The sequence below is a fragment of the Streptococcus parasanguinis genome, from assembly GCF_019929185.1.
In the GTDB taxonomy this organism is placed as follows: Bacteria; Bacillota; Bacilli; order Lactobacillales; family Streptococcaceae; genus Streptococcus; species Streptococcus parasanguinis_O.
Map to the genome: position 1 here is coordinate 1 of NZ_JAHZPC010000009.1, position 26,369 is coordinate 26,369.

Below are 26,369 nucleotides of genomic sequence, written 5' to 3' on the forward strand. Positions count from 1 at the left end.
CCGAACACAGCAGTTAAGCCCTAGAACGCCGGAAGTAGTTGGGGGTTGCCCCCTGTGAGATAAGGTAGTCGCTTAGCAAGAGATTGAGCCTAGTAGATACTAGGCTCATTTGGGAGTTTAGCTCAGCTGGGAGAGCATCTGCCTTACAAGCAGAGGGTCAGCGGTTCGATCCCGTTAACTCCCATAGGTCCCGTAGTGTAGCGGTTATCACGTCGCCCTGTCACGGCGAAGATCGCGGGTTCGATTCCCGTCGGGACCGTTAAGATAATGAAAATTATTTTAAGACTCGTTAGCTCAGTTGGTAGAGCAATTGACTTTTAATCAATGGGTCACTGGTTCGAGCCCAGTACGGGTCATATTTTGCGGGTTTGGCGGAATTGGCAGACGCACCAGATTTAGGATCTGGCGCTTTACGGCGTGGGGGTTCAAGTCCCTTAACCCGCATAGAAGAATAATAATGAGCCGGCTTAGCTCAGTTGGTAGAGCATCTGATTTGTAATCAGAGGGTCGCGTGTTCAAGTCATGTAGCCGGCATTTTTTTATATAAAGAAAGCAATGCGAACGTAGTTCAGTGGTAGAACACCACCTTGCCAAGGTGGGGGTCGCGGGTTCGAATCCCGTCGTTCGCTTGAGGAGGCCGGGGTGGCGGAACTGGCAGACGCACAGGACTTAAAATCCTGCGATTGGTAACGATCGTACCGGTTCGATTCCGGTCCTCGGCATAGACAAAGGTTGAAAGAAGCACCCTTAGCTCAACTGGATAGAGTACCTGACTACGAATCAGGCGGTTAGAGGTTCGACTCCTCTAGGGTGCATGGTCGCAAGGCTATGTAATAATTGAATAGGAACGAGCACCCTTAGCTCAACTGGATAGAGTACCTGACTACGAATCAGGCGGTTAGAGGTTCGACTCCTCTAGGGTGCATAAAGCGGTAGCTTTAGATCGGGAAGTAGCTCAGCTTGGTAGAGTACTTGGTTTGGGACCAAGGTGTCGCAGGTTCGAATCCTGTCTTCCCGATATTATGGCGGTGTAGCTCAGCTGGCTAGAGCGTCCGGTTCATACCCGGGAGGTCGGGGGTTCGATCCCCTTCGCCGCTATATTGTTGATCTTGTTGGACCTTTAGCTCAGCTGGTTAGAGCTCTCGGCTCATAACCGAGTGGTCGTAGGTTCAAGTCCTACAAGGTCCATTATTATCTTGGAGGATTACCCAAGTCCGGCTGAAGGGAACGGTCTTGAAAACCGTCAGGCGTGTAAAAGCGTGCGTGGGTTCGAATCCCACATCCTCCTTAATATTAACGCGGGATGGAGCAGCTCGGTAGCTCGTCGGGCTCATAACCCGAAGGTCGTAGGTTCAAATCCTGCTCCCGCAATTTGGCTCGGTAGCTCAGTTGGTAGAGCAATGGATTGAAGCTCCATGTGTCGGCGGTTCGATTCCGTCTCGCGCCATTTCTTTTAATAATAAGCGGGTGTAGTTTAGTGGTAAAACTACAGCCTTCCAAGCTGTTGTCGCGAGTTCGATTCTCGTCACCCGCTTTGAACATAGATTCATTACCAAGTTTTTAACTTGGGCGCGTAGCTCAGGTGGTTAGAGCGCACGCCTGATAAGCGTGAGGTCGGTGGTTCGAGTCCACTCGTGCCCATTTTGGAGAATTACTCAAGAGGCTGAAGAGGACGGTTTGCTAAATCGTTAGGTCGGGTAACTGGCGCGGGGGTTCGAATCCCCCATTCTCCGTATAATTTCGAAGTTTGAGATGTCATCTCAAACTATTTTTTATATTTTTGAAGGTTTTGTCTATGTTCTTGAATCGATTCTTTAAAATTTTTAGTTTTGTGTTTGTTTTAACTGTTTCAGGAATTTTATTTCTTTTTCCATCTGTTAGAACTTCGATTGTTTTAAAATCTTCTGATCTATTAGCTATTGTTGATAAGACAGTATCGGTACCATTTGTTTTTGTGGAATCTAAGGCAAAGGATTTAAAGAATTTATCTGAATTAAATGATGAAAACCGTTCGTTAAAATCACGTCTTTATCAAAAGGATATAGACCAGTCAAAACTTAACCGTTTGGAATCAGAAAATAGAGAATTAAAGGATTTGATGTCAATCAAGAATTCTGTATCGGGTTCTAAACAAGTCGTTAGTGAGATTATTGACCGTAATTATGGTTCGTGGGATCAGGAATTTGTTATTGATAAAGGTAGTTCAGATGGAATTTCTGATTCTATGTTTGTTCTTTCGTCTGGTGGCGTCATTGGTGTGGTAGAAAGTATAGAGAAACATTCTAGTAAAGTAAAATTATTAGTCGAAGATACTATTTCTTCACAACACCTGACGTTTAAAATTGAGAGTCAAGGTCAATCTATTTTTGCCTTATTAAATGGTTATGATGAGAAGACGGGTGAGTTTCGGTTGTTGCAAATTGGAGATCCAGTTGAAATTAAAAAAGGATCTCTGGTTTCAACAAGTGGTTTAGGAAAATATAAGAGTAGTGACTTACCTCTTGGTACAGTGACTTCTACTCAAAAGGCATCTGATCAGTTAGGGCAAGAAATTCGTGTGAAACCAAAGGCTAATTTAGATGTCAATCGTTATGTACTATTGATCGGAGAGTAGTGTGAAAGTCATACGTAAGTACCATTTTTTCCCTTTAATCTTATTCTTATCTTTATTTGTTGACGGGCAGATCTCTCTTCTTATTTCTCGTTTTTGTCCAAACTCCTTTGAACCTACTTCATTTTTATTTCTATATGGTTTTATGTTATTGAGTCTCTATTTCTCTGAGATAGCTAGTATTTGGTGGGGAGTCTTCTTTGGTTTTTGTTTTGATGTGTATTTTTTACACACTCTAGGAATTGCCTTCCTAGTATTTCCTTTACTTCAGGTGATTTTTTATCGGTGTAATCAGATTATTTTAGTCAATCGATTGACTCGTTTTTTTACATTTTTATTAACGATTCTATTATTTCAGATTTTAACAAACCTTCTTTTGGTTCTTTTTATCGGTATAAAATTTAACTGGATTACACTAATTATTTACCAAATTTCCCCAAGTTTAATTTTGAATGTACTTCTATTATTAGTATTACAGCCTTTACTTGAAAAGATTTATTTATAAACTCGCAATAAAAATGTAACAATAGCGTAATATAAAATTTCAAAAAATTTGTTATACTAGTTAGTGTCTTATTAGAAAGGGAAAATTTATCTAATGAAGAAAAAATTATTTGCCACAATCTTATTGAGTACAGTTGCTTTATCACAAGGTGCTGTCGTAGCTGGTGTATCAGCTGATTCAACAGATGATAAGATTGCTGCTCAAGATAACAAAATCAATAGTATTAATCAACAACAACAAAGCGCACAAGCTCAGGTAGATCAAATTCAAGGTCAAGTATCTGAAATTAAAAAACAACAAGAAATTCTTCAAGCTGAAAATGATCGTTTGAATGAAGAATCTGAACGATTGTCAGCTGAGATCGATGAGTTGTCAAAAAATATTGTTGCTCGTCAAGAATCACTTGCAAATCAAGCACGTAGTGCTCAAACAACTGGGACTGCAACAAGCTATATTAATGCGATTGTTAGCTCTGGATCTTTGACAGAAGCTATCTCACGTATTTCTGCTATGAATGAAATTGCAGATGCTAACAACAAAATGTTGCAAGAGCAAAAACGTGATAAAGAAGATATTGCACAAAAACAAAAAGAAAACAACGATGCTATCAATACTGTCATTGCAAACAAACAGCAATTAGAAGATGATGCGCAAGCTTTGTCAACAAAAGAAGCTGAGTTGAAAGTAGCACAATTGAACTTGGCTGCTGAAAAATCAACTGCTGAAAACGAAAAGAATGCTTTGTTGCAACAGAAAGCTGAAGCTGAAAAAGCAGCAGCAGCAGCGGCAGCAGCTGAAGCAGCTTACCGTGCAAAACAAAAAGAGCAACAAGCAGCTGTAAAAGCTTCTGCTAATACAACTCTTCAAGCACAAGTTCAGGCAGCGGCTCAAACACCTGCTGCAACACCAGCGGCGGCACAAACTCAAGCAGCAGCTCAACCTGCTGTTCAAACTCAAGCAGCGGCTGCACCAGTAGCAACTACTTCTCGTCCAACTTATAGTACATCTGCATCATCTTATCCAGTTGGTGAATGTACATGGGGTGCGAAGACATTGGCTCCATGGGCCGGTGATTACTGGGGTAATGGTGGACAATGGGCAGCAAGTGCAGCAGCAGCAGGATTCCGTACAGGATCTCAACCACAAGTTGGTGCCATTGCATGTTGGAATGATGGTGGATATGGACACGTAGCAGTTGTTACAGCCGTTCAATCTACAACAAGCATCCAAGTTTCTGAGTCTAACTATAATGGTATCCGTAGTATTGGTAACTACCGTGGTTGGTTTAACCCAACAACAGCACAAGGTACTGTTACTTATATCTATCCAAACTAAGAATTATACTGAAGCAGAACATTTGTTCTGCTTCTTTTTTGATAGAATTTAGGTAGTGATAGATTTTGTAATTTCCATAAATTAATATTTGAATATTTGCTTAAAAAGCGATAAAATGATTACAGGAGAAATTTGTGCTGACTGTACAATATGGTTTTAGATTTTACTGGAGGAAATCATGTCATTTTCTGATTTAATGCTCTTTGCTTTGTCGTCAAATCAAGAATTGGCTCAACGTGTGTCTCGAGAAATGGGACTACCGCTTGGAAAGTCAACGGTTCGTCAATTTTCTGATGGAGAAATTCAGGTTAATATTGAAGAATCAATCCGTGGGAAAGATGTTTATATTTTGCAATCCACTAGCTCACCGGTTAACGATAATCTAATGGAAATTTTGATTATGGTAGATGCGTTGAAACGGGCTAGTGCGCAATCCATTAATGTGGTGATGCCATATTACGGCTATGCTCGTCAAGACCGGAAAGCTCGGGCTCGTGAACCAATTACTTCTAAGTTAGTAGCCAATATGCTTGAGGTTGCTGGAGTTGATCGTCTGTTGACAATTGATTTGCACGCTGCTCAAATTCAAGGTTTCTTTGATATTCCCGTTGACCACTTGATGGGTGCGCCTCTGATCGCCGACTATTTTGAACGTCGCGGGATGATTGGAAAAGACTATGTTGTTGTCAGTCCAGACCATGGTGGGGTGACTCGTGCTCGGAAATTAGCTGAATTTTTGAAGACACCGATTGCGATTATTGATAAACGTCGAAGTGTTGATAAGATGAATACGAGTGAAGTGATGAATATCATTGGGAGTGTTGAAGGCAAGACTTGTATTTTGATTGATGATATGATTGATACAGCTGGTACAATCTGTCATGCCGCGGATGCCCTTGCAGAAGCAGGTGCTGTTGAAGTCTATGCGAGCTGCACTCACCCTGTTTTATCAGGTCCAGCGATGGATAACATCCAAAAATCAGCCATTAAGAAGTTGGTCGTATTGGATACGATTTATCTATCGGAGGATCGTTTGATTGACAAAATTGAGCAAATTTCGATTGCGAAACTTCTAGCTGAGGCTATTGTTCGCATTCATGAAAATCGTCCTCTTTCCCCTCTATTTGAAATCGGAAATGCCAAAAAATGTTAATAATAAGGAGGCTGGAGACCAGCCTCTTTTGTATAGGAGGAAATACAAATGGAAATCAGAAAATGGTTGGAAAATCTAAAAAAAGAAAAGAAAAGGAAAAAACTAGTTCGAGCAGCTAAAGAACTAGAAGCAAAGGCTGATCCTAGTTTGCCCAAGAAACGATTGCCAAAAAATGGGGTGGTAAAATAGGATAGAAAAGATTTCTATTTTTTAAATACATTTTTATATATGAATAAAGTGTCTTTCCAAGATGGTTTTAAATCCGTAGTTCTATATCTCAAATGGATCAAAAGCTTAAACTTTTTTAAAAAAAAAATGGAAAAAGTCTTGACATAGGCAGAATATCCTAGTATACTAGTCATAGTTACGAAGTAACGAATAATTTTTGAAAAGAAAAAAGGAGATAAAACAATGAAAAAAGTTTTATTATCATCAGTAGCAGCTCTTGCAGTATTTGCTGCAGCAGCACCAGTTCTTGCCGAAGGTGGAGTCAACGGTGGAGCTAACAATCCTAGAGGACCTCAAGATACTGACGTCGCTTCAAAATACTATGATCAATCTGAATTTGTAAGTGCTCGTACAGTTGAAGAATACCTTAACGGTCACATGGGAGAAATCCAAGCTGAAGCAGCTCAAGATCCAGCGGTAGTAGCAGCTAAAGCAGCTTTGGATGCAGTTGAAGGTGGAGACCACAAGTATACTGCAATTAAAGCAGCATACGATGAAGCATATAACAATGCATTCTTAAAAGTACGTAACGTATATGTACAAAAATTCCAAACTGTTCAAAACACAGCTAAGAAAGCTGAAGGCCGTTACTATATCTTGAATGAAACTCCAGAACAAGCTAACGCTCGTTACTTGAAAGAACATGGAATTAATCCAGAACAAGCTAACGCAGACGCAGCTAAAGCAGATGCAGCTAAAGCTGACGCAGCTAAAGCAGAAGAAGCAGCTAAAAAAGCAGAAGCTGGTAAAGCTGGTTCAAAACAAGCTGGTAAAGCTCTTCCAAAAACAAGCGCAGTTAAATAATTTGGTGATTAATTAGCTCGTAAAATATCACTGGACCTTCGGGTTCAGTGTTATTTTTTAGAAAAAATTATCAAAAGGAGATCAACTAAATGAAAAGAGCTGGGAAAAAAAGTTCAACTAAATTGGGTCTTGTGATTGCTGCTCTTGTTGCAGTTGTTGTTCTTGTTGCTGGATTTATTTTCTTTAATCCATTTGGAGGAACTAAGTCATCTAGCACGGCTAAAAAAACAACTGGAACAAGTTCAACCAAGCAAGAAACTAAATATGAACCAAGTCAAGAAGAAAAAGATTACTTGAAAAATCGTTTTGCTCAGTTAGCAGCTGTTAACCCTGAGACAATTGCTTATGTCTATGCACCGGGTACTGAGTTGGATGAACCTGTTGTACAAACCACTGATAATGAAACTTATTTGAATAAGACGTTTGATGGTGGAAATGAACCATACATGGGGACAGTCTTCATGGATATGGACAACAAGAAAGACTTCAGTGATCGTTTGACTTGGCTGTTTGGTCATGCTCGTGGTAGTAAGGTCGGCGATCACCGTATGTTTAACGATGTCAACTACTATGACAAACAAGAGTATTTGGACCAACATCCGTATGTTGTGATTGAGACACCAGAGCGGAAATACTACTATGAAGTAATGGGCTTGGTTATTGTCCCTGAGGATACTGCTTTCTACCGTACAAGCTTTAAAGATGATAAAGATTTCACCACTCAGTTGAAGAATATCTATGAGTCAGCTCGTACGAAGAATCCTAATATCAAGATCAAAGCATCTGATAAGTATTTAGTATTGTCAACTTGTCGTGAAGAGGATGAAACGATTCGTTCTAACCTCTACCTTCGTCGAATTCCTGATTCAGAAATGAAGGATTTTGTAGCAAAACATGCGGATCAATTGAAATATGTGGCAACACGTGGTCAACAATAATGGCTTGAAAGACTTAGCATTGCTAAGTCTTTTTTTCATGGAAGGATTTTTGAAATGTCCTTTGGTGGTAAGCAAAAGGTGGGGATCTGGCTTGTTCTTTTGCGATGGGGTCCTATTTATAGTATAATGAATATAAGTGTTTTGGAGGTGTTCTATGGATTTAACGAAACGTTTTAATAAAAATCTGAATCGGATCGAAGTTTCTTTGATTCGTCAGTTCGATCAATCAATTTCTTCCATTCCTGGTGTCTTGCGTTTGACTTTGGGGGAACCGGATTTTACAACTCCTGAACATGTAAAAGAAGCAGGAAAGGCTGCCATTGATGCGAATTTTAGCCATTACACTGGGATGAGTGGTTTGCTGGCTTTGCGTGAGGCTGCGAGTCAGTTTGTGGCTGATAAATATGGTATTTACTACCGTCCTGAAGATGAGATATTAGTGACGATCGGTGCGACTGAAGCCCTATCTGCCACCTTGACAGCAATCTTGGAACCTGGAGATGTAGTACTTCTTCCAGCACCGGCCTACCCTGGTTATGAGCCGATTATAAATTTGGTGGGAGCAGATGTTGTCGAAATTGATACGACAGCAGATCGTTTTGTCTTGACTCCTGAAAAGTTGGAAAAGGCGATTCTAGAGCAGGGTGAAAAATTGAAGGCTGTTATTCTCAATTATCCAGCTAATCCAACGGGTGTTACTTATTCGCGCGAACAGATGGCGGAATTGGCTGCTGTCTTAAAAAATTATGCAGTCTTTGTGATTTGTGATGAAGTCTATTCAGAGTTGACTTATACTGGAGAAGCGCATGTCTCAATGGCCTCCTTCATTCCTGAACAGACCGTTGTTATTAATGGCTTATCTAAGTCTCATGCCATGACAGGCTGGCGGCTTGGTTTTATCTTTGCGCCTGCTGCATTGACAGCCCAACTCATCAAGAGCCATCAATATTTGGTTACGGCTGCTGGAACCATGAACCAGTATGCTGCGATCGAAGCTTTGACGGAAGGTCGGGATGATGCGGAGCCGATGAAGAAGGAATATGTGAAGCGTCGCGATTATATTATTGAACAGATGTCCGCGCTTGGGTTTGAGATGATTAAGCCAGATGGAGCTTTTTATATTTTTGCTAAAATCCCAGCTGGTTATAATCAAGATTCCTTTGCTTTCTTGCAGGATTTTGCGCGTGAAAAAGCGGTTGCTTTCATTCCTGGTGCTGCTTTTGGTCAATATGGTGAAGGCTATGTGCGTTTGTCGTATGCAGCCAGCATGGAGGTTATCAAGGAAGCTATGAAACGCTTGAAGGAGTATATGGAAGAACATGCTGGAGTCAATTGAGACCCGGGGAATTGTCCTGTATAATCGGGAGTTTCGTGAGGATGACAAGCTGGTCAAAATCTTCACAGAGAAGTCAGGGAAGCGGATGTTTTTTGTGAAACATGCGGGAAAATCACGGTTGAATCCCATGTTGCAACCTTTGGTAACGGCAGATATGTTGTTGAAAATCAATGATGATGGGTTGAGTTATATTGATGATTTTCAAGATGTGCAGATTTATAAGAAAATTAATGCAGATCTTTTTGCCCTTTCTTATGCGACCTATGTTCTGGCGCTTGCAGATGCAAGTATTCAGGATAATCAGGTGGATCCGGCCCTGTTTGCTTTTTTGGAAAAGACCTTGTCTTTGATGGAAGAGGGACTGGATTATGAGGTTTTAACCAATATTTTTGAGATTCAGATTCTATCACGATTTGGAGTTGTCTTGAATCTGCATGAATGCTGTTTCTGTCATCGGGTTGGACTTCCTTTTGATTACTCTTTTCGCTATAGTGGGGTCCTTTGTCCGGATCATTATGATCTGGATGAGAGACGTGCCCACTGGCATCCGAATGTTCTCTATTTATTGGATCAGTTTCAAGCAGTACGATTCAGTGAGTTAGAGACGATTTCCCTACAAGCGGATATGAAAGTAGCTCTACGTCAGGCAATCGATCAGTTGTATGAGGAGTATGTAGGGATCCATTTAAAAGCTAAAAAGTTTATCGATTCCTTGAGTGATTGGGGAGCGATTATGAAAGATTCATCTGGAGGTGAAACATGAAAAAAATTGCAGTAGATGCAATGGGGGGCGATAATGCACCTCAAGCCTTGGTAGAAGGTGTGAATCAAGCTATTCGTGATTTTGATGATATTGAGATTGTCTTGTATGGTGATGAGGCAAAAATTAAAAACTATTTAACCGCTACAGAGCGTGTATCAATTGTTCATACGGAGGAAAAAATCGATTCAGATGATGAGCCGGCACGTGCTATTCGTCGGAAGAAACAGGCCTCTATGGTCTTGGCTGCCAAGGATGTGAAGGCTGGTGAGGTCGATGCCATGCTTTCTGCAGGGAATACAGGTGCTTTGTTGGCAGCAGGCTTCTTTATTGTTGGCCGTATCAAAGGGGTGGAACGCCCTGGATTGATGTCCACACTTCCGACAGTTGATGGTCGCGGGTATGACATGTTGGACTTAGGTGCCAATGCGGAAAATACACCAGAGCACTTGCATCAGTATGCTGTGATGGGGTCTTACTATGCGGAAAACGTTCGTGGGATTCAAAAACCGCGCGTGGGTCTATTGAACAATGGGACAGAAGCTAGTAAGGGAGATCCTTTGCGCAAGGAAACCTACCAATTGTTATCTGAGGATGAGTCGATTCATTTTGTTGGAAACGTGGAAGCGCGTGACTTGATGGATGGCGTTGCTGATGTCGTTGTGGCGGATGGTTTCACGGGAAACGCTGTCTTGAAAACGATGGAAGGAACGGCTTTTGGGATCTTGAAGCAATTGAAACAAGCAATTGCCACAGGAAACTGGAAGGCGAAATTAGGAGCTTTTCTGCTCAAGGACCGTTTGAAATCATTGAAGCAAACCTTGGATTTCTCAGATGTTGGAGGAGCGGTCTTGTTTGGTCTTCAAGCACCTGTTGTTAAAACGCATGGTTCGAGTGATGCCAAAGCTGTCTATAGCACGATTCGTCAGATTCGGACCATGTTAGAGACAGATGTTGTTGGAAAATCAGTGAAGGAATTATCGAAGGAAGGGTAATGTATGAGTAAACAAAACGAAATTTTAGTTACAATTGAGGAATTTCTCAAAGATCGCAAGGGTCCAGACTTTCAAGTATCTTTGGAATCTGACTTACGTAAGGATTTACAGGCGGATTCTGTTGAATTGATGGAATTTATTATCAATCTTGAGGATGAATACCAAATTGAGATTCCGGACAAGGCTATTGATGAATTTAACACAGTAGGGGATGTTGTCGACTATATCGAAAAACGAACTGCTGGTCACTAATGAAAAAGGGATCGTTCAGAGATTATTCTGGATGATCTTTTTTTCTGTCCTTTTTATTCGGATTCTGCTTATATTGTACGGAATTTTATTGAAAATACACTTTGTATGTGATAGAATGAAGGTGATAAAATACGAAAGGCGAACAAAGTCATGACCAATCAACTGATTTATACTGGAAAAGCTAAGGATATCTATACTACTGAGGACGAAAATGTGATTAAGTCGGTCTATAAGGACCAGGCAACCATGCTTAATGGGGCTCGTAAGGAGACTATTAAGGGAAAAGGTGTGCTAAATAATCAGATTTCGTCTCTTATTTTTGAAAAATTGAATGCTGCGGGTGTAGCTACTCACTTTATCGAACGTATTTCTGACACAGAACAACTCAACAAGAAAGTAAAAATTATTCCTTTGGAGGTGGTTCTTCGTAATGTGACTGCGGGTTCTTTCTCTAAACGTTTTGGCGTGGAAGAAGGTTTGGACTTGAAAACTCCAATCGTTGAATTTTACTACAAGAACGATGATTTGGATGACCCATTCATCAATGATGAGCATGTGAAGTTCTTGGATATTGCCAATGATGAGCAAATTGCCTATATCAAGGAAGAAACACGTCGCATCAATGAATTGTTGAAGGATTGGTTTGCACAAATTGGTCTTCGCTTGATTGATTTCAAATTGGAATTTGGTTTTGATAAGGATGGCAAGATCATCTTGGCAGATGAATTCTCTCCAGATAATTGCCGCCTTTGGGATGCTGAAGGGCACCATATGGACAAGGATGTTTTCCGTAGAGATTTGGGTAGCCTAACGGATGTATATAAGGTTGTGTTAGAGAAGTTGCAAGACTTGAAATAATTTGGTTGAAACGGAAAACCTTCGTCTTCAAGAGCATTTTTGAATAGAAGTAAAGGAACTAAAATGGATAAACGTATTTTCGTTGAGAAAAAAGCTGATTTTCGTGTGAAATCGGACTCTTTAGTAAAAGAATTACAGCATAATCTTCAGTTGAAAACCTTGAAGGATCTTCGGATTGTTCAGGTTTACGATGTTTTTGGTTTGGCAGAGGATTTGTTTGCGCGTGCGGAAAAACATATCTTCTCTGAGCAAGTGACCGATACTGTTCTGGATGAAGCTGCGGTTCAGGCTGATTTTGAGAAATATGCTTTCTTTGCGATTGAAAGTTTGCCGGGCCAATTTGACCAACGTGCGGCATCTTCACAAGAAGCTTTGCTTTTGCTTGGTAGTTCAAATGACGTAACAGTGAATACAGCGCAATTGTACTTGGTTAACAAGGATATCGATGCGAATGAGTTGGAAGCTGTTAAAAACTACCTTTTGAACCCAGTGGATTCTCGTTTCAAAGATATCACTGTTGGTATTGCGAAACAGGATTTCTCTGAGTCTGACAAGACCATTCCAAGCTTGGATTTCTTTGAAACTTATACGGCAGAAGATTTTGCCAAGTATAAGGCTGAGCAAGGCTTGGCAATGGAAGTGGATGACCTTCTCTTTATTCAAGATTACTTCAAATCTATTGGACGTGTACCAACTGAGACTGAACTTAAGGTTTTGGATACTTATTGGTCTGACCACTGCCGTCACACAACTTTCGAAACTGAGTTAAAAAACATCGACTTCTCAGCTTCTAAATTTGAAAAACAATTGCAAGCGACTTATGACAAGTATATTGCCATGCGTGATGAGTTGGGACGTACAGAAAAACCTCAAACCTTGATGGATATGGCGACTATTTTTGGCCGTTATGAGCGTGCTAATGGTCGTTTGGATGACATGGAAGTGTCTGATGAAATCAATGCCTGCTCAGTTGAAATTGAAGTGGATGTCAATGGTGTCAAAGAACCATGGCTTCTCATGTTCAAGAACGAAACGCACAACCACCCAACGGAAATCGAACCATTTGGTGGAGCGGCTACTTGTATCGGTGGTGCCATTCGTGACCCATTGTCAGGTCGTTCATACGTTTACCAAGCCATGCGTATCTCAGGTGCTGGTGATATTACAGCTCCAATTTCAGAAACCCGCGCTGGTAAATTGCCGCAACAAGTGATTTCTAAAACAGCAGCTCACGGTTATTCTTCATACGGTAACCAAATTGGTCTTGCCACAACCTATGTTCGAGAATACTTCCACCCAGGTTTCGTTGCAAAACGTATGGAGCTAGGTGCAGTTGTCGGTGCGGCTCCTAAGGAAAATGTGGTCCGTGAAAAACCTGAAGCAGGTGATGTGATTATCTTGCTCGGTGGTAAAACTGGACGTGACGGTGTCGGTGGTGCGACAGGTTCTTCTAAAGTTCAAACGGTTGAATCTGTTGAAACAGCTGGTGCTGAGGTTCAAAAAGGGAACGCCATCGAAGAACGTAAGATTCAACGTCTTTTCCGTAATGGGGAAGTGACGCGTCTGATCAAAAAATCAAATGACTTTGGTGCTGGTGGTGTCTGTGTGGCTATCGGTGAATTGGCAGATGGTCTTGAAATTGATTTAGACAAAGTGCCATTGAAATACCAAGGTTTGAACGGTACAGAAATTGCCATTTCTGAGTCTCAAGAACGGATGGCTGTGGTGGTTCGTCCAGAAGATGTAGACGCCTTCGTTGCTGAATGTAACAAAGAAAATATTGATGCTGTTGTCGTTGCAACAGTAACGGAGAAACCAAATCTTGTCATGCACTGGAATGGTGAAACAATCGTTGATTTGGAACGTCGTTTCCTTGATACAAACGGTGTACGTGTGGTTGTAGATGCTAAGGTGGTTGACAAGGATGTCAAGCTTCCAGAAGAACGTCAAACATCTGCTGAAACCCTTGAAGCGGATACTCTTGAGGTCTTGGCTGACTTGAACCATGCCAGTCAAAAAGGGTTACAAACCATCTTTGATAGCTCAGTTGGTCGTTCAACAGTCAATCACCCACTTGGTGGTCGCTACCAAATCACACCAACGGAAGCTTCTGTACAGAAATTACCAGTCCAACATGGCGTGACAACAACCGCTTCTGTTATGGCGCAAGGATTCAACCCTTATGTAGCAGAATGGTCTCCATATCATGGTGCTGCCTATGCGGTCATCGAAGCAACCGCTCGTTTGGTTGCTGCTGGTGCAAACTGGTCTAAGGCTCGCTTCTCTTATCAAGAATACTTCGAGCGGATGGATAAACAAGCAGAGCGTTTTGGTCAACCAGTAGCAGCTCTTCTTGGATCCATTGAAGCTCAGATTCAACTTGGTTTGCCATCTATCGGTGGGAAAGACTCTATGTCTGGTACCTTTGAAGAATTGACAGTACCACCAACCTTGGTTGCTTTTGGGGTGACAACTGCAGATAGCCGTAAGGTCCTTTCTCCAGAATTTAAAGCTACTGGTGAAAATATCTATTACATCCCAGGTCAAGCTTTGGCACAAGAAATTGACTTTGATCTTATCAAGTCTAACTTTGCTCAATTTGAAGCCATCCAAGCTGATCACAAAGTAACAGCAGCATCAGCTGTCAAATATGGTGGTGTGGTTGAAGCTCTTGCCCTTGCAACATTTGGTAACCATATCGGAGCTAATGTTGAATTAGATAATCTTGACACTAGCTTGACAGCCCAATTGGGTGGATTCGTTTTCACTTCGCCTGAAGAAATTGCAGGTGTTGCTACGATCGGACAAACAGTAGCTGACTTTACACTTACTGTCAATGGTGTAACGCTTGATGGACACAAACTTGACAGTGCTTTCCAAGGTAAATTGGAAGAAGTTTACCCAACGGAATTTGCACAGGCAACTGAGTTGGAAGAAGTACCAGCTGTGGCATCAGATGCTGTGATCAAAGCTAAAGAAACAGTTGATACACCAGTGGTTTACATCCCAGTATTCCCAGGTACTAACTCAGAATATGACTCCGCTAAGGCCTTCGAAAAAGAAGGTGCCAAAGTTAACCTGGTACCATTTGTCACACTGAATGAAGAAGCGATTGTCAAGTCTGTTGACACCATGGTTGACAACATCGAAAAAGCTAATATTATCTTCTTTGCAGGTGGCTTCTCAGCAGCGGATGAACCAGATGGATCAGCTAAATTCATCGTAAACATCTTGCTCAATGAAAAAGTGCGTGCAGCTATCGATCACTTCATCGAACGTGGTGGTTTGATTATTGGTATCTGTAACGGATTCCAAGCCCTTGTTAAATCAGGTCTTCTTCCATACGGTAACTTTGAAGATGCAAGCAGCACGAGTCCAACCCTCTTCTACAATGATGCCAACCAACACGTGGCTAAGATGGTTGAAACACGTATTGCCAACACCAACTCACCATGGCTTGCCGGAGTAGAAGTTGGTGACATCCATGCCATCCCAGTATCACACGGTGAAGGTAAATTTGTCGTGACAGCTGAGGAATTTGCAGAGCTTCGTGACAATGGTCAAATCTTTACCCAATATGTTGACTTCGAAGGGAAACCAAGCATGGATTCAAAATACAATCCAAATGGTTCTGTCAATGCGATCGAAGGTATTACAAGTAAGAATGGTCAAATTATTGGTAAGATGGGTCACTCAGAACGATTCGAAGACGGTCTCTTCCAAAATATTCCAGGAAATAAAGATCAACATCTCTTTGCATCAGCGGTTAAATACTTTACTGGAAAATAAAAGGTATACAAAATGACATACGAAGTTAAATCTCTTAATGAAGAATGTGGTATTTTTGGGATCTGGGGACACCCAGATGCTGCAAAACTGACTTATTTTGGATTACACAGTCTTCAACACCGTGGTCAAGAAGGGGCGGGGATCCTTTCGAATGATGCGGGTCAACTAAAACGGTATCGTGATACGGGTCTTCTCTCAGAAGTATTTCGAAATCCTGCTAACTTGGATAAGTTAACAGGAACGGGAGCGATTGGCCATGTTCGCTATGCGACAGCTGGGGAAGCTTCGGTGGATAACATCCAGCCCTTCCTCTTTCGCTTTCATGATACCCAGTTTGGACTGGCCCACAACGGGAATTTGACCAATGCTAAGTCCCTCAAACGGGAGTTGGAAAATAACGGAGCGATCTTTAGCTCAACTTCTGATTCAGAAATCTTGGCTCACTTGATTCGTCGGAGCCACAACCCTTCTTTCATGGGTAAGGTGAAAGAAGCCTTGAATACGGTGAAAGGTGGATTTGCTTACCTTCTCATGCTGGAAGATAAGCTGATTGCAGCCTTGGATCCAAATGGTTTCCGTCCTCTTTCGATTGGGAAAATGGCCAACGGAGCTATCGTGGTTTCATCTGAAACCTGTGCCTTTGAAGTGGTTGGAGCAGAGTGGATTCGGGATGTAAATCCGGGTGAAGTCGTGATCATCGATGATAACGGCATCACTTACGATAACTATACAACGGACACCCAATTGGCTGTTTGCTCAATGGAGTATATCTACTTTGCCCGCCCGGACTCCAATATTCAAGGGGTCAATGTCCATACAGCTCGTAAACGTATGGGGGCTCAATTGGCACGTGAATTCAAACATGAAGCAGATATTGTGGTCGGTGTACCGAACTCTTCACTTAGCGCAGCTATGGGATTTGCGGAAGAATCCGGCCTACCAAATGAAATGGGCTTGATTAAAAACCAATATACCCAACGGACCTTTATTCAACCAACACAAGAACTACGGGAGCAAGGGGTTCGGATGAAGCTCTCTGCCGTATCCGGTGTCGTGAAAGGCAAACGGGTTGTCATGATTGATGATTCTATCGTACGTGGGACAACATCACGTCGAATTGTGAAGTTATTGAAAGAAGCAGGAGCTACAGAGGTCCACGTAGCAATCGGTAGCCCAGCCCTTGCCTACCCATGTTTCTACGGGATCGATATTCAAACACGTAAGGAATTGATTGCTGCCAATCATACAGTAGAGGAAACACGCGATATCATTGGTGCAGATAGCTTGACGTATTTGTCAATCGATGGCTTGATTGATTCTATTGGAATCGATACAGATGCCCCAAATGGCGGTCTTTGTGTGGCTTACTTTGATGGAAAATATCCAACACCTTTGTATGACTACGAAGAACGCTATGTGGAAAGTTTGAAAGAACATACTTCTTTCTATTAAGATCAGTGCAGAAGAAAAAAGAGGAAAAAATTATGTCTAAAAATGCTTATGCCCAATCGGGTGTGGACGTTGAAGCAGGTTATGAAGTTGTTGAACGGATCAAAAAACACGTGGCTCGTACGGAACGCGCAGGTGTTATGGGAGCTCTCGGTGGCTTCGGTGGCATGTTTGACCTTTCAAAAACAGGTGTCAAAGAGCCCGTTTTGATCTCAGGTACAGATGGTGTCGGTACTAAACTCATGCTGGCTATTAAGTACGACAAACACGATACGATCGGTCAAGACTGTGTGGCTATGTGTGTTAACGATATCATCGCTGCAGGTGCGGAGCCCCTTTACTTCCTTGACTATATCGCAACTGGTAAAAATGAACCTGCTAAATTAGAGCAAGTCGTTGCTGGTGTTGCAGAAGGTTGTGTGCAGGCTGGTGCAGCCCTTATCGGTGGAGAAACGGCTGAAATGCCTGGTATGTATGGTGAAGATGACTATGATTTGGCTGGGTTTGCTGTCGGTGTTGCAGAAAAATCTCAAATCATTGACGGTTCAAAAGTAGCTGAAGGGGATGTGATTCTTGGACTTGCTTCAAGCGGTATCCACTCAAATGGTTACTCACTTGTTCGTCGTGTCTTTGCGGATTACACAGGTGAAGAAGTTCTCCCAGAATTGGAAGGGGAGAAACTTAAAGACGTTCTTTTGGAGCCAACTCGTATCTACGTCAAAGCAGCATTGCCACTCATCAAAGAAGAATTGGTCAACGGAATTGCCCACATCACAGGTGGTGGTTTCATCGAAAATGTACCACGGATGTTTGCTGATGACTTGGCTGCTGAAATTGACGAAAGCAAAGTCCCAGTTCTTCCAATTTTCAAAGCTCTTGAAAAATATGGCCAAATTAAACATGAAGAAATGTTTGAAATCTTCAACATGGGGATTGGTCTCATGCTTGCAGTGAAGCCAGAACATGTGGAGCGTGTCAAAGAACTTCTTGACGAACCTGTTTATGAAATCGGTCGGATTGTGAAGAAAGATGGCACAAGTGTGGTGATTAAATAATGGCTAAAAAAATTGCTGTTTTTGCCTCTGGCAACGGCTCAAACTTTCAGGTGATTGCAGAACAATTTCCAGTAGAATTTGTCTTTTCAGATCATCGTGATGCCTATGTCTTAGAACGTGCCAAAAACCTTGGCGTGGTGAGCCATGCCTTTGAACTCAAGGAATTTGGCAATAAAGTAGCTTATGAAGAAGCTATCGTCAAACTCTTGGATGAACACCAGATTGATTTGGTTTGTTTGGCCGGTTATATGAAAATCGTTGGCCCAACCTTGCTAGCAGCTTATGAAGGCCGTATCATCAATATTCACCCAGCTTATCTCCCTGAATTTCCAGGTGCTCATGGTATTGAGGATGCTTGGAATGCAGGCGTTGCTGAGAGCGGTGTGACTATCCATTGGGTGGATTCTGGCGTTGATACCGGGAAGGTTATTCAGCAAGTGCGTGTGCCACGCCTTGAAGGGGATACCCTTGATACTTTTGAAACTCGAATCCACGAAACAGAGTACAAACTCTATCCAGAAGTCTTGGAACGTTTGGGAGTAGTACGGAAATAAGGAAGCCATTGATCGGAAAGAACATTTTCGACTGTAGCAGATAAAGAACTTTTTTAAAAAAGGAAAAGAAAGAAAATGACTAAACGCGCACTAATTAGTGTTTCAGACAAAGCGGGCATTGTTGAATTTGCCCAAGAACTCAAAAAACTCGGTTGGGACATCATCTCGACAGGTGGGACTAAAGTTGCCCTTGACAATGCTGGGGTAGATACCATTGCCATCGATGATGTGACTGGTTTCCCAGAAATGATGGACGGTCGTGTGAAGACTCTCCACCCAAATATCCACGGTGGTCTCCTCGCTCGTCGTGATCTCGATAGCCACCTGGAGGCTGCTAAGGACAACAAGATCGAATTGATCGACCTTGTTGTGGTCAACCTTTACCCATTCAAGGAAACTATCCTCAAGCCAGATGTGACTTATGCGGATGCGGTGGAGAATATCGATATCGGTGGGCCATCTATGCTTCGTTCGGCAGCGAAGAACCACGCTAGCGTAACAGTTGTGGTAGATCCTGCTGACTATGCTGTGGTTTTGGACGAATTGGCAGCCAACGGCGAAACAAGTTACGAAACTCGTCAACGTTTGGCAGCGAAAGTCTTCCGTCACACAGCAGCCTATGATGCTTTGATCGCAGAATACTTCACTGCTCAAGTGGGTGAAGAAAAACCTGAAAAACTCACATTGACTTATGATCTCAAGCAACCAATGCGTTACGGTGAAAACCCTCAACAGGATGCAGACTTCTACCAAAAAGCTTTGCCAACGGATTACTCCATCGCTTCAGCGAAACAGTTGAACGGTAAAGAATTGTCCTTCAACAATATCCGTGACGCTGATGCCGCTATCCGGATCATCCGTGATTTTAAAGACCGTCCAACCGTTGTGGCTTTGAAACACATGAACCCATGTGGGATTGGTCAAGCTGACGATATCGAAACGGCTTGGGACTATGCTTATGAGTCTGATCCAGTATCAATCTTTGGTGGTATTGTAGTCCTCAACCGTGAAGTGGATGCTGCGACAGCACAAAAAATGCACGGTGTTTTCCTTGAAATCATCATTGCGCCAAGCTATACAGATGAAGCGTTTGAAATCTTGACAACTAAGAAGAAAAACTTGCGCATCCTAGCCTTGCCATTTGATGCTCAAGACGCTAGTGAAGTGGAAGCAGAATACACTGGTGTTGTTGGTGGTCTCCTCGTTCAAAACCAAGACGTGGTGAAAGAAAGTCCAGCTGACTGGCAAGTGGTGACGAAACGCCAACCAACTGAGACAGAAGCGACAGCTCTTGAGTTTGCTTGGAAGGCGATCAAGTACGTCAAATCAAATGGGATCATCGTGACCAATGACCACATGACCCTTGGGGTTGGCCCAGGTCAAACCAATCGTGTGGCATCTGTCCGCATCGCTATTGACCAAGCCAAAGACCGTCTTGATGGTGCTGTTCTTGCTTCAGATGCCTTCTTCCCATTTGCAGATAATGTGGAAGAAATCGCTAAAGCAGGGATTAAAGCGATCATCCAGCCAGGTGGATCAGTTCGTGACCAAGAGTCAATCGAAGCGGCTGATAAATACGGCTTGACCATGATCTTCACAGGAGTGAGACATTTTAGACATTGATGGGTATTTAAAAATTAGCTCATTATCAACTGTGATAAATGATTTATCGCTAACAACGAGAGAAGACGTAAGTTGTCTTCTCTTTTTGTATATCTAAAACAATAAGCATTTTAGTGTTAGAAATTATTAAAATGATTTGTTAGAGCTGTTCATGACGAATCTCGAAAAACTCAGTTTCTCACTTAACTATTTTTTATACGTTTTATGGTGTTTAAGGTTGTTGTGACTAGCTCGTTAATAGGCATGGCTTTATAATCTCCTTTTAACCATTCATCAAAAATATTGTAGAGACCGCCGGTAATGAATCTAATATCATAGTTGATTTGTCTTTGATCACTATTTGTGATGTGCCAAGGTGCCATGACAGTGGTATAAGTAGCAGGAAGCTTATCGTAAGACCTTTGCAAGATAAGCACGAGTAAGTTTGCGTCTTGCAAAATTTTTAATGGCTCAGTGTACTGGCTCCAATACTGAAAGAAAAGGTTCACTAAATCTTCAAAATTAGTCAGTTTTGCTGTTTGAAGTTCGATAATATAGTATTGAATTAAGCGGTCTAAATAGTTCGTAAGAACTTCGTCTTTTGAATGGTAATAACGATAAAATGTTCGTCTGGCAATCTGAGCATGCTCGCTGAGTTCAGCAATGCTGATATTTTGGAGAGACTTCTTAGTTGCTAATAAATCGAACAAGGCTTCCTCCAGCCATTGTCGCGTTTGATATTCCATGGTATTTTTCCTTTCCTGTCACACTTTTGGTCAAACTGTGCCAATATCTCTTAACCTCTTGTTTTTGTAACAGTTTATCTTTATACTAAAAGTGTTGCGCGTGATATATGATTATCATTTATTCTTAACATTGTACAATTGTTAGTTGTTATTAAGGAGGTAAAGGTATGAGCATTCTTTTTAATGTTTGGATGCTGCCTATTTTATTTATTTTACATGATTTTGAAGAAATAATTTTTATGCCCTTGTGGAAAACACGGCATCATCAAAAGTTAGAAACTTTTAAGAAACCGTTCTTTGGTTCCGTTACGCAAGGTTCCGCTTTTGCAGTAGGTGTGTTCGAAGAATTTATCATCCTGGTGTTTATTTCTGGATTCTGCCAAATAACTCACAACAGTTTACTCTATTTATCTTTTGTAATAGCTTATACAGCTCATTTCATAATCCATTATATCATGTGCCTGCAATTTAGGGGCTATGTTCCTGGAGTCGTCACGGTAACCCTAGAATTGCCAATGGTTCTAATGATTATTTTCCACTATTGGCCTTCTGACATTTCTTTGTTATCAGTCGTTGTCTATCTTTTATTGGCCATGGTAATAGCTTTTACGAATCTTAAAATCATGCATCTCATCATGCCAAAAATTCAAACACATCTAGAAAAATACGCGAAATGAAAAACGATTAAATGAGAGCTACTTTTTAACCTTTCTGATATAACTGGTTAATGACTATCGAAGCGGCGGATAAATACGGATTGGCCATGATCTTTACAGGCGTGAGTCATTTTAGACATTAATCAAAAAAGGCACTCATTCAACGATGAGTGTCTTTTCTGCTAATAAAGAAGACCTTAATCTGGATAGATATAGGTGACGGTTCCCCAGACGGGATTGGTCGGATCGAACCAACCACGGAAGTTGTCGATATAGCGATGGCCGTTGTAATTAGCCTCTTGGATCTGAATTTTTTGGTCATGTTCGACGTCCGTAACTAAGGCGACATGCCCATATCCCCCATTGTCCCAACAGGCGATGGCACCGACCTCTGGGATGTCTCCTGTCCGGAATCCCGCAGTGCGTGCACTAGCTGCCCACATGCCGCCATTTCCCCACCAGTTGTGGGCCCAAGGGGCTAATTCTTTGGCTCCCCAGGTACATTCACCGATCGGATAGGTGTTTCCCGGATGTGTCGCGAGTGGCGTGAGCTTTGGCCTTGTCTTTTCCACTTGAAAGGTAGTGGGGAATAGCCCTTTTAGTTGTCCCTGGCTTTTCTGGTAGACGTGGAGATGAAATAGCCCGCTTCCCTTGTGTTTTTGAGCTTGAAAGCGCAGTTGGAAATGTCCAGGTGCAATCTTCTTTGCGGGATACCAGACCAGATCATCCTGCCCATTTTCTTCAGACCAGATGGGGAAGACAATCTCGTCAACGTCTTCAAACAACTTTAGGTCTACCTCAAATTCTTGTGAGGAGATGGGTGTGATCGTAATCTTGGGTTGGGAGGAAGCCAGGTCTTTTTGCTGGACTCTGGTCGTGAGAGGGTAAAGTCCGGTTAGCTGCTCATTTGCCTCCACCCCATAGACATGGACATGATAAAGTCCGGCTTGATCAGAATGGTTGGTCAATGGCACTTGTAGGTCAAATCCCTTGTCACTGCGTTCCACAGGATACCAAATCAGGTCATCTTGACCATTTTGGTCAGACCAGACGGGAACTTGGATCTTTTGATACTTATCCGGGACGTTTCCAAGATGAATCACTAGCTGCCCTTTTTCGGCATAGATAGCATTGGTCGCTTGATCTGCATGGGCAATAGAGGCTTGCATCCCCCATGTCGCACAAGTCAGTACAACAAATTTTTTGATCGTTTGCATAATACTCCTTTTCGTCAATTAGTAGGTCTCACCTATACTATTCGGAAAAAAATGAGAAATAGGAGAAAATAGCAAAAAATGTTTGGATTCTACTGGGAATAGGAGACTTTTGCTGAAATCATTAGAATAAAACGAACGATTATGATATAATTTAATAAAATAATTCGCAAAAGAGGTTCGAGATGAAACTTTTGGTTGTTGGATCTGGCGGTCGTGAGCATGCGATTGCCAAGAAATTGTTGGAGTCTACAGACGTTGAGCAGGTTTTTGTGGCTCCTGGTAATGACGGGATGCGATTAGACGGTCTGGATTTGATCAATATCGGAATTTCCGAACATTCTAAGCTGATTGACTTCGCAAAAGCGAATGATGTTGCTTGGACCTTCATTGGTCCAGATGATGCCCTTGCAGCTGGTATCGTGGGTGATTTCAATGCAGCTGGTCTCAAGGCTTTTGGTCCGACCAAGGCTGCAGCTGAGCTGGAGTGGTCTAAGGATTTTGCTAAGGAAATCATGGTCAAATACGACGTTCCGACAGCAGCTTATGGAACCTTTTCAGATTTCGAGGAAGCCAAGGCCTACATCGAAGAAAAAGGCGCTCCAATCGTCGTCAAGGCAGATGGCTTGGCCCTTGGGAAAGGTGTCGTCGTTGCGGAGACAGTTGAGCAAGCAGTTGAAGCCGCTCATGAGATGCTTTTGGACAATAAATTCGGTGATTCAGGCGCGCGCGTGGTCATCGAGGAATTCCTTGACGGGGAAGAGTTCTCTCTCTTTGCCTTTGTCAATGGTGATAAGTTCTACATTATGCCAACGGCACAGGACCACAAACGTGCCTACGATGGCGACAAAGGCCCTAACACTGGCGGGATGGGTGCCTATGCGCCAGTTCCTCACTTGCCACAGAGCGTGGTTGACACAGCGGTTGACACCATTGTTAAGCCAGTTCTTGAAGGCATGATCAAAGAAGGTCGTCCGTATCTTGGTGTCCTTTACGCGGGGCTAATCTTGACAGCTGATGGACCGAAAGTCATCGAGTTCAACTCTCGTTTTGGCGATCCTGAAACACAAATTATCTTGCCTCGTTTGACATCTGATTTTGCACAAAATATTACTGATATTTTGGATGGCAAAGAGCCGGCCATTACTTGGACGGACAAGGGTGTGACACTGGGCGTAGTTGTAGCATCAAACGGCTACCCACTCGCTTATGAGAAGGGTGTCAAGCTTCCAGCCAAGACAGAGGGCGACATAATTACTTACTATGCTGGTGCCAAATTCGCTGAAAATAGTCAAGACCTCCTTTCAAACGGAGGACGTGTCTACATGCTCGTCACAACAGCAGATACCGTCAAAGACGGCCAAAACATTATCTACAACGAACTCAACAAACAAAACACAGAAGGCCTCTTCTATCGAAATGATATCGGTAGCAAGGCGATAAAGTAGAAGTACAAGAATAGCGCGACGAAGTCGCTAAACCCGATAATGGTCGCCATGGTGAAAAGACCGGAACAGCATCTGTTCTGGTCGGGGGAAACTTTGAGACCTTAGGCTCAAAGTTTAGGAATGAAACCGAAGGTTTGCTTCCGTCCCCACCACCTAAGAACATTATCAAAAAAAGAAAAAGGATTAAAAATGAAACCAGTAATTTCCATCATCATGGGCTCAAAATCTGACTGGGCAACCATGCAAAAAGCTGCTGAAGTCCTCGACAACTTCGGCGTCGCTTACGAAAAGAAAGTTGTCTCTGCTCACCGGACACCAGACCTCATGTTCAAACATGCGGAAGAAGCACGTAGCCGTGGCATCAAGGTCATCATCGCGGGTGCGGGTGGCGCTGCTCACTTGCCAGGTATGGTTGCTGCTAAAACAACCCTTCCAGTTATCGGGGTACCCGTCAAATCACGTGCCCTTAGCGGTGTGGATTCGCTCTATTCTATCGTTCAGATGCCGGGTGGCGTGCCTGTGGCAACAATGGCCATTGGTGAAGCAGGAGCGACAAACGCAGCCCTCTTTGCCCTCCGTCTTCTTTCAGTAGAGGACCAGGCTATTGCGACAGCGTTAGCGGATTTCGCAGAAGAACAAGGAAAAATCGCAGAGGAGTCTACCAATGAGCTCAACTAAAACCATTGGCATCATCGGTGGCGGTCAGCTTGGTCAGATGATGGCCATTTCTGCTATTTACATGGGTCACAAGGTCATCGCCTTGGACCCAGCAGCTGATTGTCCAGCCTCCCGCGTGGCGGAAATCATCGTGGCCCCTTACGACGACGTGGATGCCCTTCGTCAGTTGGCAGATTGCTGTGATGTTCTCACTTATGAATTTGAAAATGTGGATGCTGACGGTTTGGATGCTGTTATCAAGGAAGGACAACTCCCTCAAGGAACAGACCTGCTCCGCATTTCTCAAAATCGAATCTTTGAGAAGGATTTTCTTTCTAACAAGGCCCAAGTCACTGTGGCTCCTTACAAGGTCGTGACCTCAAGCCAGGATTTGGCAGATATTGACCTGTCGAAAAATTATGTCCTCAAGACTGCGACCGGTGGTTACGATGGCCATGGTCAAAAGGTTATTCGTTCAGAAGCAGACTTGGAAGAAGCATACACTTTAGCCGATTCAGCAGACTGTGTCTTGGAAGAATTTGTCAACTTTGACCTTGAGATTTCAGTCATCGTGTCTGGAAATGGCAAGGATGTGACAGTCTTTCCCGTTCAGGAAAATATCCACCGCAACAACATTCTTTCAAAAACCATTGTGCCTGCTCGCATTTCAGAAAGTCTAGCTGAAAAAGCCAAAGTCATGGCAGTGCGAATCGCAGAACAACTGAACCTTTCTGGTACACTTTGTGTAGAAATGTTTGCGACAGCTGATGACATCATTGTCAACGAAATTGCGCCACGTCCACACAACTCAGGTCATTACTCAATCGAAGCCTGCGACTTCTCCCAGTTTGATACCCATATCTTGGGCGTTCTCGGAGCACCACTCCCAGCAATTCACCTTCATGCACCAGCTGTTATGCTCAATGTTCTCGGCCAACATGTCGAGGCTGCTGAAATATATGTGACAGAAAATCCAAGCGCTCACCTCCACTTATATGGTAAACTAGAAGCAAAGCACAACCGCAAAATGGGACATGTGACTTTGTTTAGTGATGAACCAGATAATGTGGTTGAATTTGGGAAAGGGATTGATTTTTAAAATGGTAGAAGAATTCGATGATGTATTCGATGATGACATTACTACTCTAACATTTACTTATGCGGACGATGTAGAGATTCCAGAAATTCCTGATACAGAAGGGATTCATGTTGTAGAGATAACAAATAATCGACTAGTTATAAAGCATATCCTCGATGATGATGAGGTCTATGATTATATAAAGAGTTGTGGATTAACAAGTCGCCCTATAAAACTTTCGATTGAATTTTGTGTTTACGAAGATTCTGAGGAAGAATAGTCTTTAAATTGAATGTGGGAAATATATGATTCAACTCATCGTCAACTCTTTGTTTAAACAAGAGAA

Annotated in this window: 24 protein-coding genes and 18 tRNA genes; 40 read left to right on the plus strand and 2 right to left on the minus strand. The window is 42.5% G+C overall.

What is annotated here, in order from left to right; genetic code table 11:
• Window positions 1-111 precede the first annotated feature (111 nt).
• The 35 genes from K1I56_RS06400 (at window position 112) to purH (ending at window position 20,245) form a co-directional block, all read left to right on the plus strand.
• Window positions 112-184 (plus strand) — tRNA-Val (locus tag K1I56_RS06400).
• 2 nt (window positions 185-186) lie between these two features.
• Window positions 187-259 (plus strand) — tRNA-Asp (locus tag K1I56_RS06405).
• Between the two features lie 24 nt (window positions 260-283).
• Window positions 284-356, plus strand: a tRNA-Lys gene (locus tag K1I56_RS06410).
• A 6-nt stretch (window positions 357-362) separates the two neighbouring features.
• Window positions 363-444: transfer RNA gene (locus K1I56_RS06415), tRNA-Leu, on the plus strand.
• Window positions 445-461: 17 nt separating this feature from the next.
• Window positions 462-534 (plus strand) — tRNA-Thr (locus tag K1I56_RS06420).
• A gap of 23 nt (window positions 535-557) precedes the next feature.
• A tRNA-Gly gene (locus tag K1I56_RS06425) sits at window positions 558-629 on the plus strand.
• A gap of 7 nt (window positions 630-636) precedes the next feature.
• A tRNA-Leu gene (locus K1I56_RS06430) sits at window positions 637-722 on the plus strand.
• A gap of 19 nt (window positions 723-741) precedes the next feature.
• Window positions 742-815: transfer RNA gene (locus K1I56_RS06435), tRNA-Arg, on the plus strand.
• Between the two features lie 36 nt (window positions 816-851).
• Window positions 852-925: transfer RNA gene (locus K1I56_RS06440), tRNA-Arg, on the plus strand.
• A 19-nt stretch (window positions 926-944) separates the two neighbouring features.
• Window positions 945-1,018 (plus strand) — tRNA-Pro (locus K1I56_RS06445).
• A gap of 6 nt (window positions 1,019-1,024) precedes the next feature.
• A tRNA-Met gene (locus tag K1I56_RS06450) sits at window positions 1,025-1,098 on the plus strand.
• A 16-nt stretch (window positions 1,099-1,114) separates the two neighbouring features.
• Window positions 1,115-1,188, plus strand: a tRNA-Ile gene (locus K1I56_RS06455).
• Between the two features lie 10 nt (window positions 1,189-1,198).
• Window positions 1,199-1,288: transfer RNA gene (locus tag K1I56_RS06460), tRNA-Ser, on the plus strand.
• Window positions 1,289-1,297: 9 nt separating this feature from the next.
• Window positions 1,298-1,371, plus strand: a tRNA-Met gene (locus K1I56_RS06465).
• A 3-nt stretch (window positions 1,372-1,374) separates the two neighbouring features.
• Window positions 1,375-1,447 (plus strand) — tRNA-Phe (locus K1I56_RS06470).
• 16 nt (window positions 1,448-1,463) lie between these two features.
• A tRNA-Gly gene (locus K1I56_RS06475) sits at window positions 1,464-1,534 on the plus strand.
• 33 nt (window positions 1,535-1,567) lie between these two features.
• Window positions 1,568-1,641, plus strand: a tRNA-Ile gene (locus tag K1I56_RS06480).
• Window positions 1,642-1,645: 4 nt separating this feature from the next.
• Window positions 1,646-1,733 (plus strand) — tRNA-Ser (locus K1I56_RS06485).
• A 62-nt stretch (window positions 1,734-1,795) separates the two neighbouring features.
• Window positions 1,796-2,614 carry a rod shape-determining protein MreC gene (gene mreC / locus K1I56_RS06490; RefSeq protein ID WP_195529595.1) on the plus strand — a complete coding sequence of 273 codons (819 nt, stop codon included), beginning with the start codon at window positions 1,796-1,798 and terminating at the stop codon, window positions 2,612-2,614.
• Window position 2,615: 1 nt separating this feature from the next.
• Complete coding sequence (mreD, locus tag K1I56_RS06495; protein WP_195529594.1) at window positions 2,616-3,116, plus strand: rod shape-determining protein MreD; 501 nt, start codon at window positions 2,616-2,618, stop codon at window positions 3,114-3,116.
• A 93-nt stretch (window positions 3,117-3,209) separates the two neighbouring features.
• Window positions 3,210-4,451: a peptidoglycan hydrolase PcsB gene (gene pcsB / locus K1I56_RS06500; RefSeq protein WP_223325566.1), complete on the plus strand. Its 1,242-nt coding sequence runs from the start codon at window positions 3,210-3,212 to the stop codon at window positions 4,449-4,451.
• A 178-nt stretch (window positions 4,452-4,629) separates the two neighbouring features.
• Window positions 4,630-5,604, plus strand: a complete 975-nt coding sequence (locus K1I56_RS06505) for a ribose-phosphate diphosphokinase (RefSeq protein WP_003002322.1) — start codon at window positions 4,630-4,632, stop codon at window positions 5,602-5,604.
• A 48-nt stretch (window positions 5,605-5,652) separates the two neighbouring features.
• On the plus strand, window positions 5,653-5,793 hold the full coding sequence (locus K1I56_RS06510; protein WP_176744607.1) for a hypothetical protein: 141 nt from the start codon (window positions 5,653-5,655) through the stop codon (window positions 5,791-5,793).
• Window positions 5,794-6,015: 222 nt separating this feature from the next.
• A complete protein-coding gene (gene abpA / locus K1I56_RS06515) occupies window positions 6,016-6,636 on the plus strand; it encodes an amylase-binding adhesin AbpA (RefSeq protein WP_223325567.1) in 621 nt (206 codons plus the stop codon).
• Window positions 6,637-6,725: 89 nt separating this feature from the next.
• On the plus strand, window positions 6,726-7,574 hold the full coding sequence (gene srtB / locus K1I56_RS06520) for a class B sortase, LPKTxAVK-specific (protein ID WP_223325568.1): 849 nt from the start codon (window positions 6,726-6,728) through the stop codon (window positions 7,572-7,574).
• Between the two features lie 154 nt (window positions 7,575-7,728).
• Window positions 7,729-8,910, plus strand: a complete 1,182-nt coding sequence (locus K1I56_RS06525) for a pyridoxal phosphate-dependent aminotransferase (RefSeq protein ID WP_223325569.1) — start codon at window positions 7,729-7,731, stop codon at window positions 8,908-8,910.
• Complete coding sequence (gene recO, locus K1I56_RS06530; RefSeq protein WP_223325570.1) at window positions 8,894-9,673, plus strand: DNA repair protein RecO; 780 nt, start codon at window positions 8,894-8,896, stop codon at window positions 9,671-9,673. The genes K1I56_RS06525 and recO overlap by 17 nt, the downstream gene beginning before the upstream one ends.
• Entirely contained in the window at window positions 9,670-10,665 is a 996-nt protein-coding gene (plsX, locus tag K1I56_RS06535) for a phosphate acyltransferase PlsX (RefSeq protein ID WP_223325571.1), read from the plus strand. Before recO ends, plsX begins: the two co-directional genes overlap by 4 nt.
• A gap of 3 nt (window positions 10,666-10,668) precedes the next feature.
• Window positions 10,669-10,917: an acyl carrier protein gene (locus K1I56_RS06540; RefSeq protein WP_021154192.1), complete on the plus strand. Its 249-nt coding sequence runs from the start codon at window positions 10,669-10,671 to the stop codon at window positions 10,915-10,917.
• Between the two features lie 150 nt (window positions 10,918-11,067).
• A complete protein-coding gene (purC, locus tag K1I56_RS06545) occupies window positions 11,068-11,775 on the plus strand; it encodes a phosphoribosylaminoimidazolesuccinocarboxamide synthase (RefSeq protein ID WP_070594691.1) in 708 nt (235 codons plus the stop codon).
• A 63-nt stretch (window positions 11,776-11,838) separates the two neighbouring features.
• Complete coding sequence (locus tag K1I56_RS06550; protein ID WP_223325572.1) at window positions 11,839-15,564, plus strand: phosphoribosylformylglycinamidine synthase; 3,726 nt, start codon at window positions 11,839-11,841, stop codon at window positions 15,562-15,564.
• A 12-nt stretch (window positions 15,565-15,576) separates the two neighbouring features.
• Window positions 15,577-17,016 (plus strand): amidophosphoribosyltransferase, encoded by a 1,440-nt coding sequence (gene purF / locus K1I56_RS06555; protein ID WP_003009289.1) that lies wholly within the window; start codon window positions 15,577-15,579, stop codon window positions 17,014-17,016.
• 29 nt (window positions 17,017-17,045) lie between these two features.
• Window positions 17,046-18,068, plus strand: coding sequence for a phosphoribosylformylglycinamidine cyclo-ligase (gene purM, locus K1I56_RS06560; RefSeq protein ID WP_223325598.1), 1,023 nt, complete (start codon window positions 17,046-17,048; stop codon window positions 18,066-18,068).
• Complete coding sequence (gene purN, locus K1I56_RS06565) at window positions 18,068-18,622, plus strand: phosphoribosylglycinamide formyltransferase (protein ID WP_223325573.1); 555 nt, start codon at window positions 18,068-18,070, stop codon at window positions 18,620-18,622. Before purM ends, purN begins: the two co-directional genes overlap by 1 nt.
• Window positions 18,623-18,697: 75 nt before the next feature.
• Window positions 18,698-20,245 (plus strand): bifunctional phosphoribosylaminoimidazolecarboxamide formyltransferase/IMP cyclohydrolase, encoded by a 1,548-nt coding sequence (gene purH, locus K1I56_RS06570; protein ID WP_223325574.1) that lies wholly within the window; start codon window positions 18,698-18,700, stop codon window positions 20,243-20,245.
• Between the two features lie 182 nt (window positions 20,246-20,427).
• On the opposite strand, the gene K1I56_RS06575 is transcribed toward purH, so the two are convergent.
• Window positions 20,428-20,970, minus strand: a complete 543-nt coding sequence (locus tag K1I56_RS06575; RefSeq protein WP_134974827.1) for a TetR/AcrR family transcriptional regulator — start codon at window positions 20,968-20,970, stop codon at window positions 20,428-20,430.
• A gap of 167 nt (window positions 20,971-21,137) precedes the next feature.
• On the opposite strand from K1I56_RS06575, the gene K1I56_RS06580 reads away from it, so the two are divergent.
• Complete coding sequence (locus K1I56_RS06580; protein ID WP_223325575.1) at window positions 21,138-21,647, plus strand: HXXEE domain-containing protein; 510 nt, start codon at window positions 21,138-21,140, stop codon at window positions 21,645-21,647.
• Window positions 21,648-21,823: 176 nt separating this feature from the next.
• Here the strand turns inward: K1I56_RS06580 and K1I56_RS06585 are convergent, their stop codons facing one another.
• On the minus strand, window positions 21,824-22,843 hold the full coding sequence (locus K1I56_RS06585; protein ID WP_223325576.1) for a GBS Bsp-like repeat-containing protein: 1,020 nt from the start codon (window positions 22,841-22,843) through the stop codon (window positions 21,824-21,826).
• 182 nt (window positions 22,844-23,025) lie between these two features.
• On the opposite strand from K1I56_RS06585, the gene purD reads away from it, so the two are divergent.
• The 4 genes from purD to K1I56_RS06605 all read left to right on the plus strand — a co-directional run bounded on the left by purD (window position 23,026) and on the right by K1I56_RS06605 (window position 26,303).
• A complete protein-coding gene (gene purD / locus K1I56_RS06590) occupies window positions 23,026-24,288 on the plus strand; it encodes a phosphoribosylamine--glycine ligase (RefSeq protein ID WP_049473297.1) in 1,263 nt (420 codons plus the stop codon).
• Window positions 24,289-24,477: 189 nt separating this feature from the next.
• Window positions 24,478-24,966, plus strand: coding sequence for a 5-(carboxyamino)imidazole ribonucleotide mutase (gene purE, locus K1I56_RS06595; protein WP_003015335.1), 489 nt, complete (start codon window positions 24,478-24,480; stop codon window positions 24,964-24,966).
• Complete coding sequence (purK, locus tag K1I56_RS06600; RefSeq protein WP_049473298.1) at window positions 24,953-26,044, plus strand: 5-(carboxyamino)imidazole ribonucleotide synthase; 1,092 nt, start codon at window positions 24,953-24,955, stop codon at window positions 26,042-26,044. Before purE ends, purK begins: the two co-directional genes overlap by 14 nt.
• Before the next feature lies 1 nt (window position 26,045).
• A complete protein-coding gene (locus K1I56_RS06605) occupies window positions 26,046-26,303 on the plus strand; it encodes a hypothetical protein (protein WP_223325599.1) in 258 nt (85 codons plus the stop codon).
• The last annotated feature ends 66 nt before the right edge of the window (window positions 26,304-26,369 follow it).

What these genes read in the sequence shown, in the direction of transcription:
- purN (WP_223325573.1), top strand. Translation starts at nt 18,068, where the DNA reads ATGGCTAAAAAAATTGCTGTTTTTGCCTCTGGCAACGGCTCAAACTTT.
- purK (WP_049473298.1), top strand. Translation starts at nt 24,953, where the DNA reads ATGAGCTCAACTAAAACCATTGGCATCATCGGTGGCGGTCAGCTTGGT.
- abpA (WP_223325567.1), top strand. Translation starts at nt 6,016, where the DNA reads ATGAAAAAAGTTTTATTATCATCAGTAGCAGCTCTTGCAGTATTTGCT.
- purC (WP_070594691.1), top strand. Translation starts at nt 11,068, where the DNA reads ATGACCAATCAACTGATTTATACTGGAAAAGCTAAGGATATCTATACT.
- K1I56_RS06505 (WP_003002322.1), top strand. Translation starts at nt 4,630, where the DNA reads ATGTCATTTTCTGATTTAATGCTCTTTGCTTTGTCGTCAAATCAAGAA.
- pcsB (WP_223325566.1), top strand. Translation starts at nt 3,210, where the DNA reads ATGAAGAAAAAATTATTTGCCACAATCTTATTGAGTACAGTTGCTTTA.
- purF (WP_003009289.1), top strand. Translation starts at nt 15,577, where the DNA reads ATGACATACGAAGTTAAATCTCTTAATGAAGAATGTGGTATTTTTGGG.
- K1I56_RS06510 (WP_176744607.1), top strand. Translation starts at nt 5,653, where the DNA reads ATGGAAATCAGAAAATGGTTGGAAAATCTAAAAAAAGAAAAGAAAAGG.
- K1I56_RS06575 (WP_134974827.1), bottom strand. Translation starts at nt 20,970, where the DNA reads ATGGAATATCAAACGCGACAATGGCTGGAGGAAGCCTTGTTCGATTTA.
- srtB (WP_223325568.1), top strand. Translation starts at nt 6,726, where the DNA reads ATGAAAAGAGCTGGGAAAAAAAGTTCAACTAAATTGGGTCTTGTGATT.
- recO (WP_223325570.1), top strand. Translation starts at nt 8,894, where the DNA reads ATGCTGGAGTCAATTGAGACCCGGGGAATTGTCCTGTATAATCGGGAG.
- K1I56_RS06540 (WP_021154192.1), top strand. Translation starts at nt 10,669, where the DNA reads ATGAGTAAACAAAACGAAATTTTAGTTACAATTGAGGAATTTCTCAAA.
- K1I56_RS06605 (WP_223325599.1), top strand. Translation starts at nt 26,046, where the DNA reads ATGGTAGAAGAATTCGATGATGTATTCGATGATGACATTACTACTCTA.
- purE (WP_003015335.1), top strand. Translation starts at nt 24,478, where the DNA reads ATGAAACCAGTAATTTCCATCATCATGGGCTCAAAATCTGACTGGGCA.
- K1I56_RS06580 (WP_223325575.1), top strand. Translation starts at nt 21,138, where the DNA reads ATGAGCATTCTTTTTAATGTTTGGATGCTGCCTATTTTATTTATTTTA.
- purD (WP_049473297.1), top strand. Translation starts at nt 23,026, where the DNA reads ATGAAACTTTTGGTTGTTGGATCTGGCGGTCGTGAGCATGCGATTGCC.
- K1I56_RS06525 (WP_223325569.1), top strand. Translation starts at nt 7,729, where the DNA reads ATGGATTTAACGAAACGTTTTAATAAAAATCTGAATCGGATCGAAGTT.
- K1I56_RS06550 (WP_223325572.1), top strand. Translation starts at nt 11,839, where the DNA reads ATGGATAAACGTATTTTCGTTGAGAAAAAAGCTGATTTTCGTGTGAAA.
- purH (WP_223325574.1), top strand. Translation starts at nt 18,698, where the DNA reads ATGACTAAACGCGCACTAATTAGTGTTTCAGACAAAGCGGGCATTGTT.
- plsX (WP_223325571.1), top strand. Translation starts at nt 9,670, where the DNA reads ATGAAAAAAATTGCAGTAGATGCAATGGGGGGCGATAATGCACCTCAA.
- mreC (WP_195529595.1), top strand. Translation starts at nt 1,796, where the DNA reads ATGTTCTTGAATCGATTCTTTAAAATTTTTAGTTTTGTGTTTGTTTTA.
- K1I56_RS06585 (WP_223325576.1), bottom strand. Translation starts at nt 22,843, where the DNA reads ATGCAAACGATCAAAAAATTTGTTGTACTGACTTGTGCGACATGGGGG.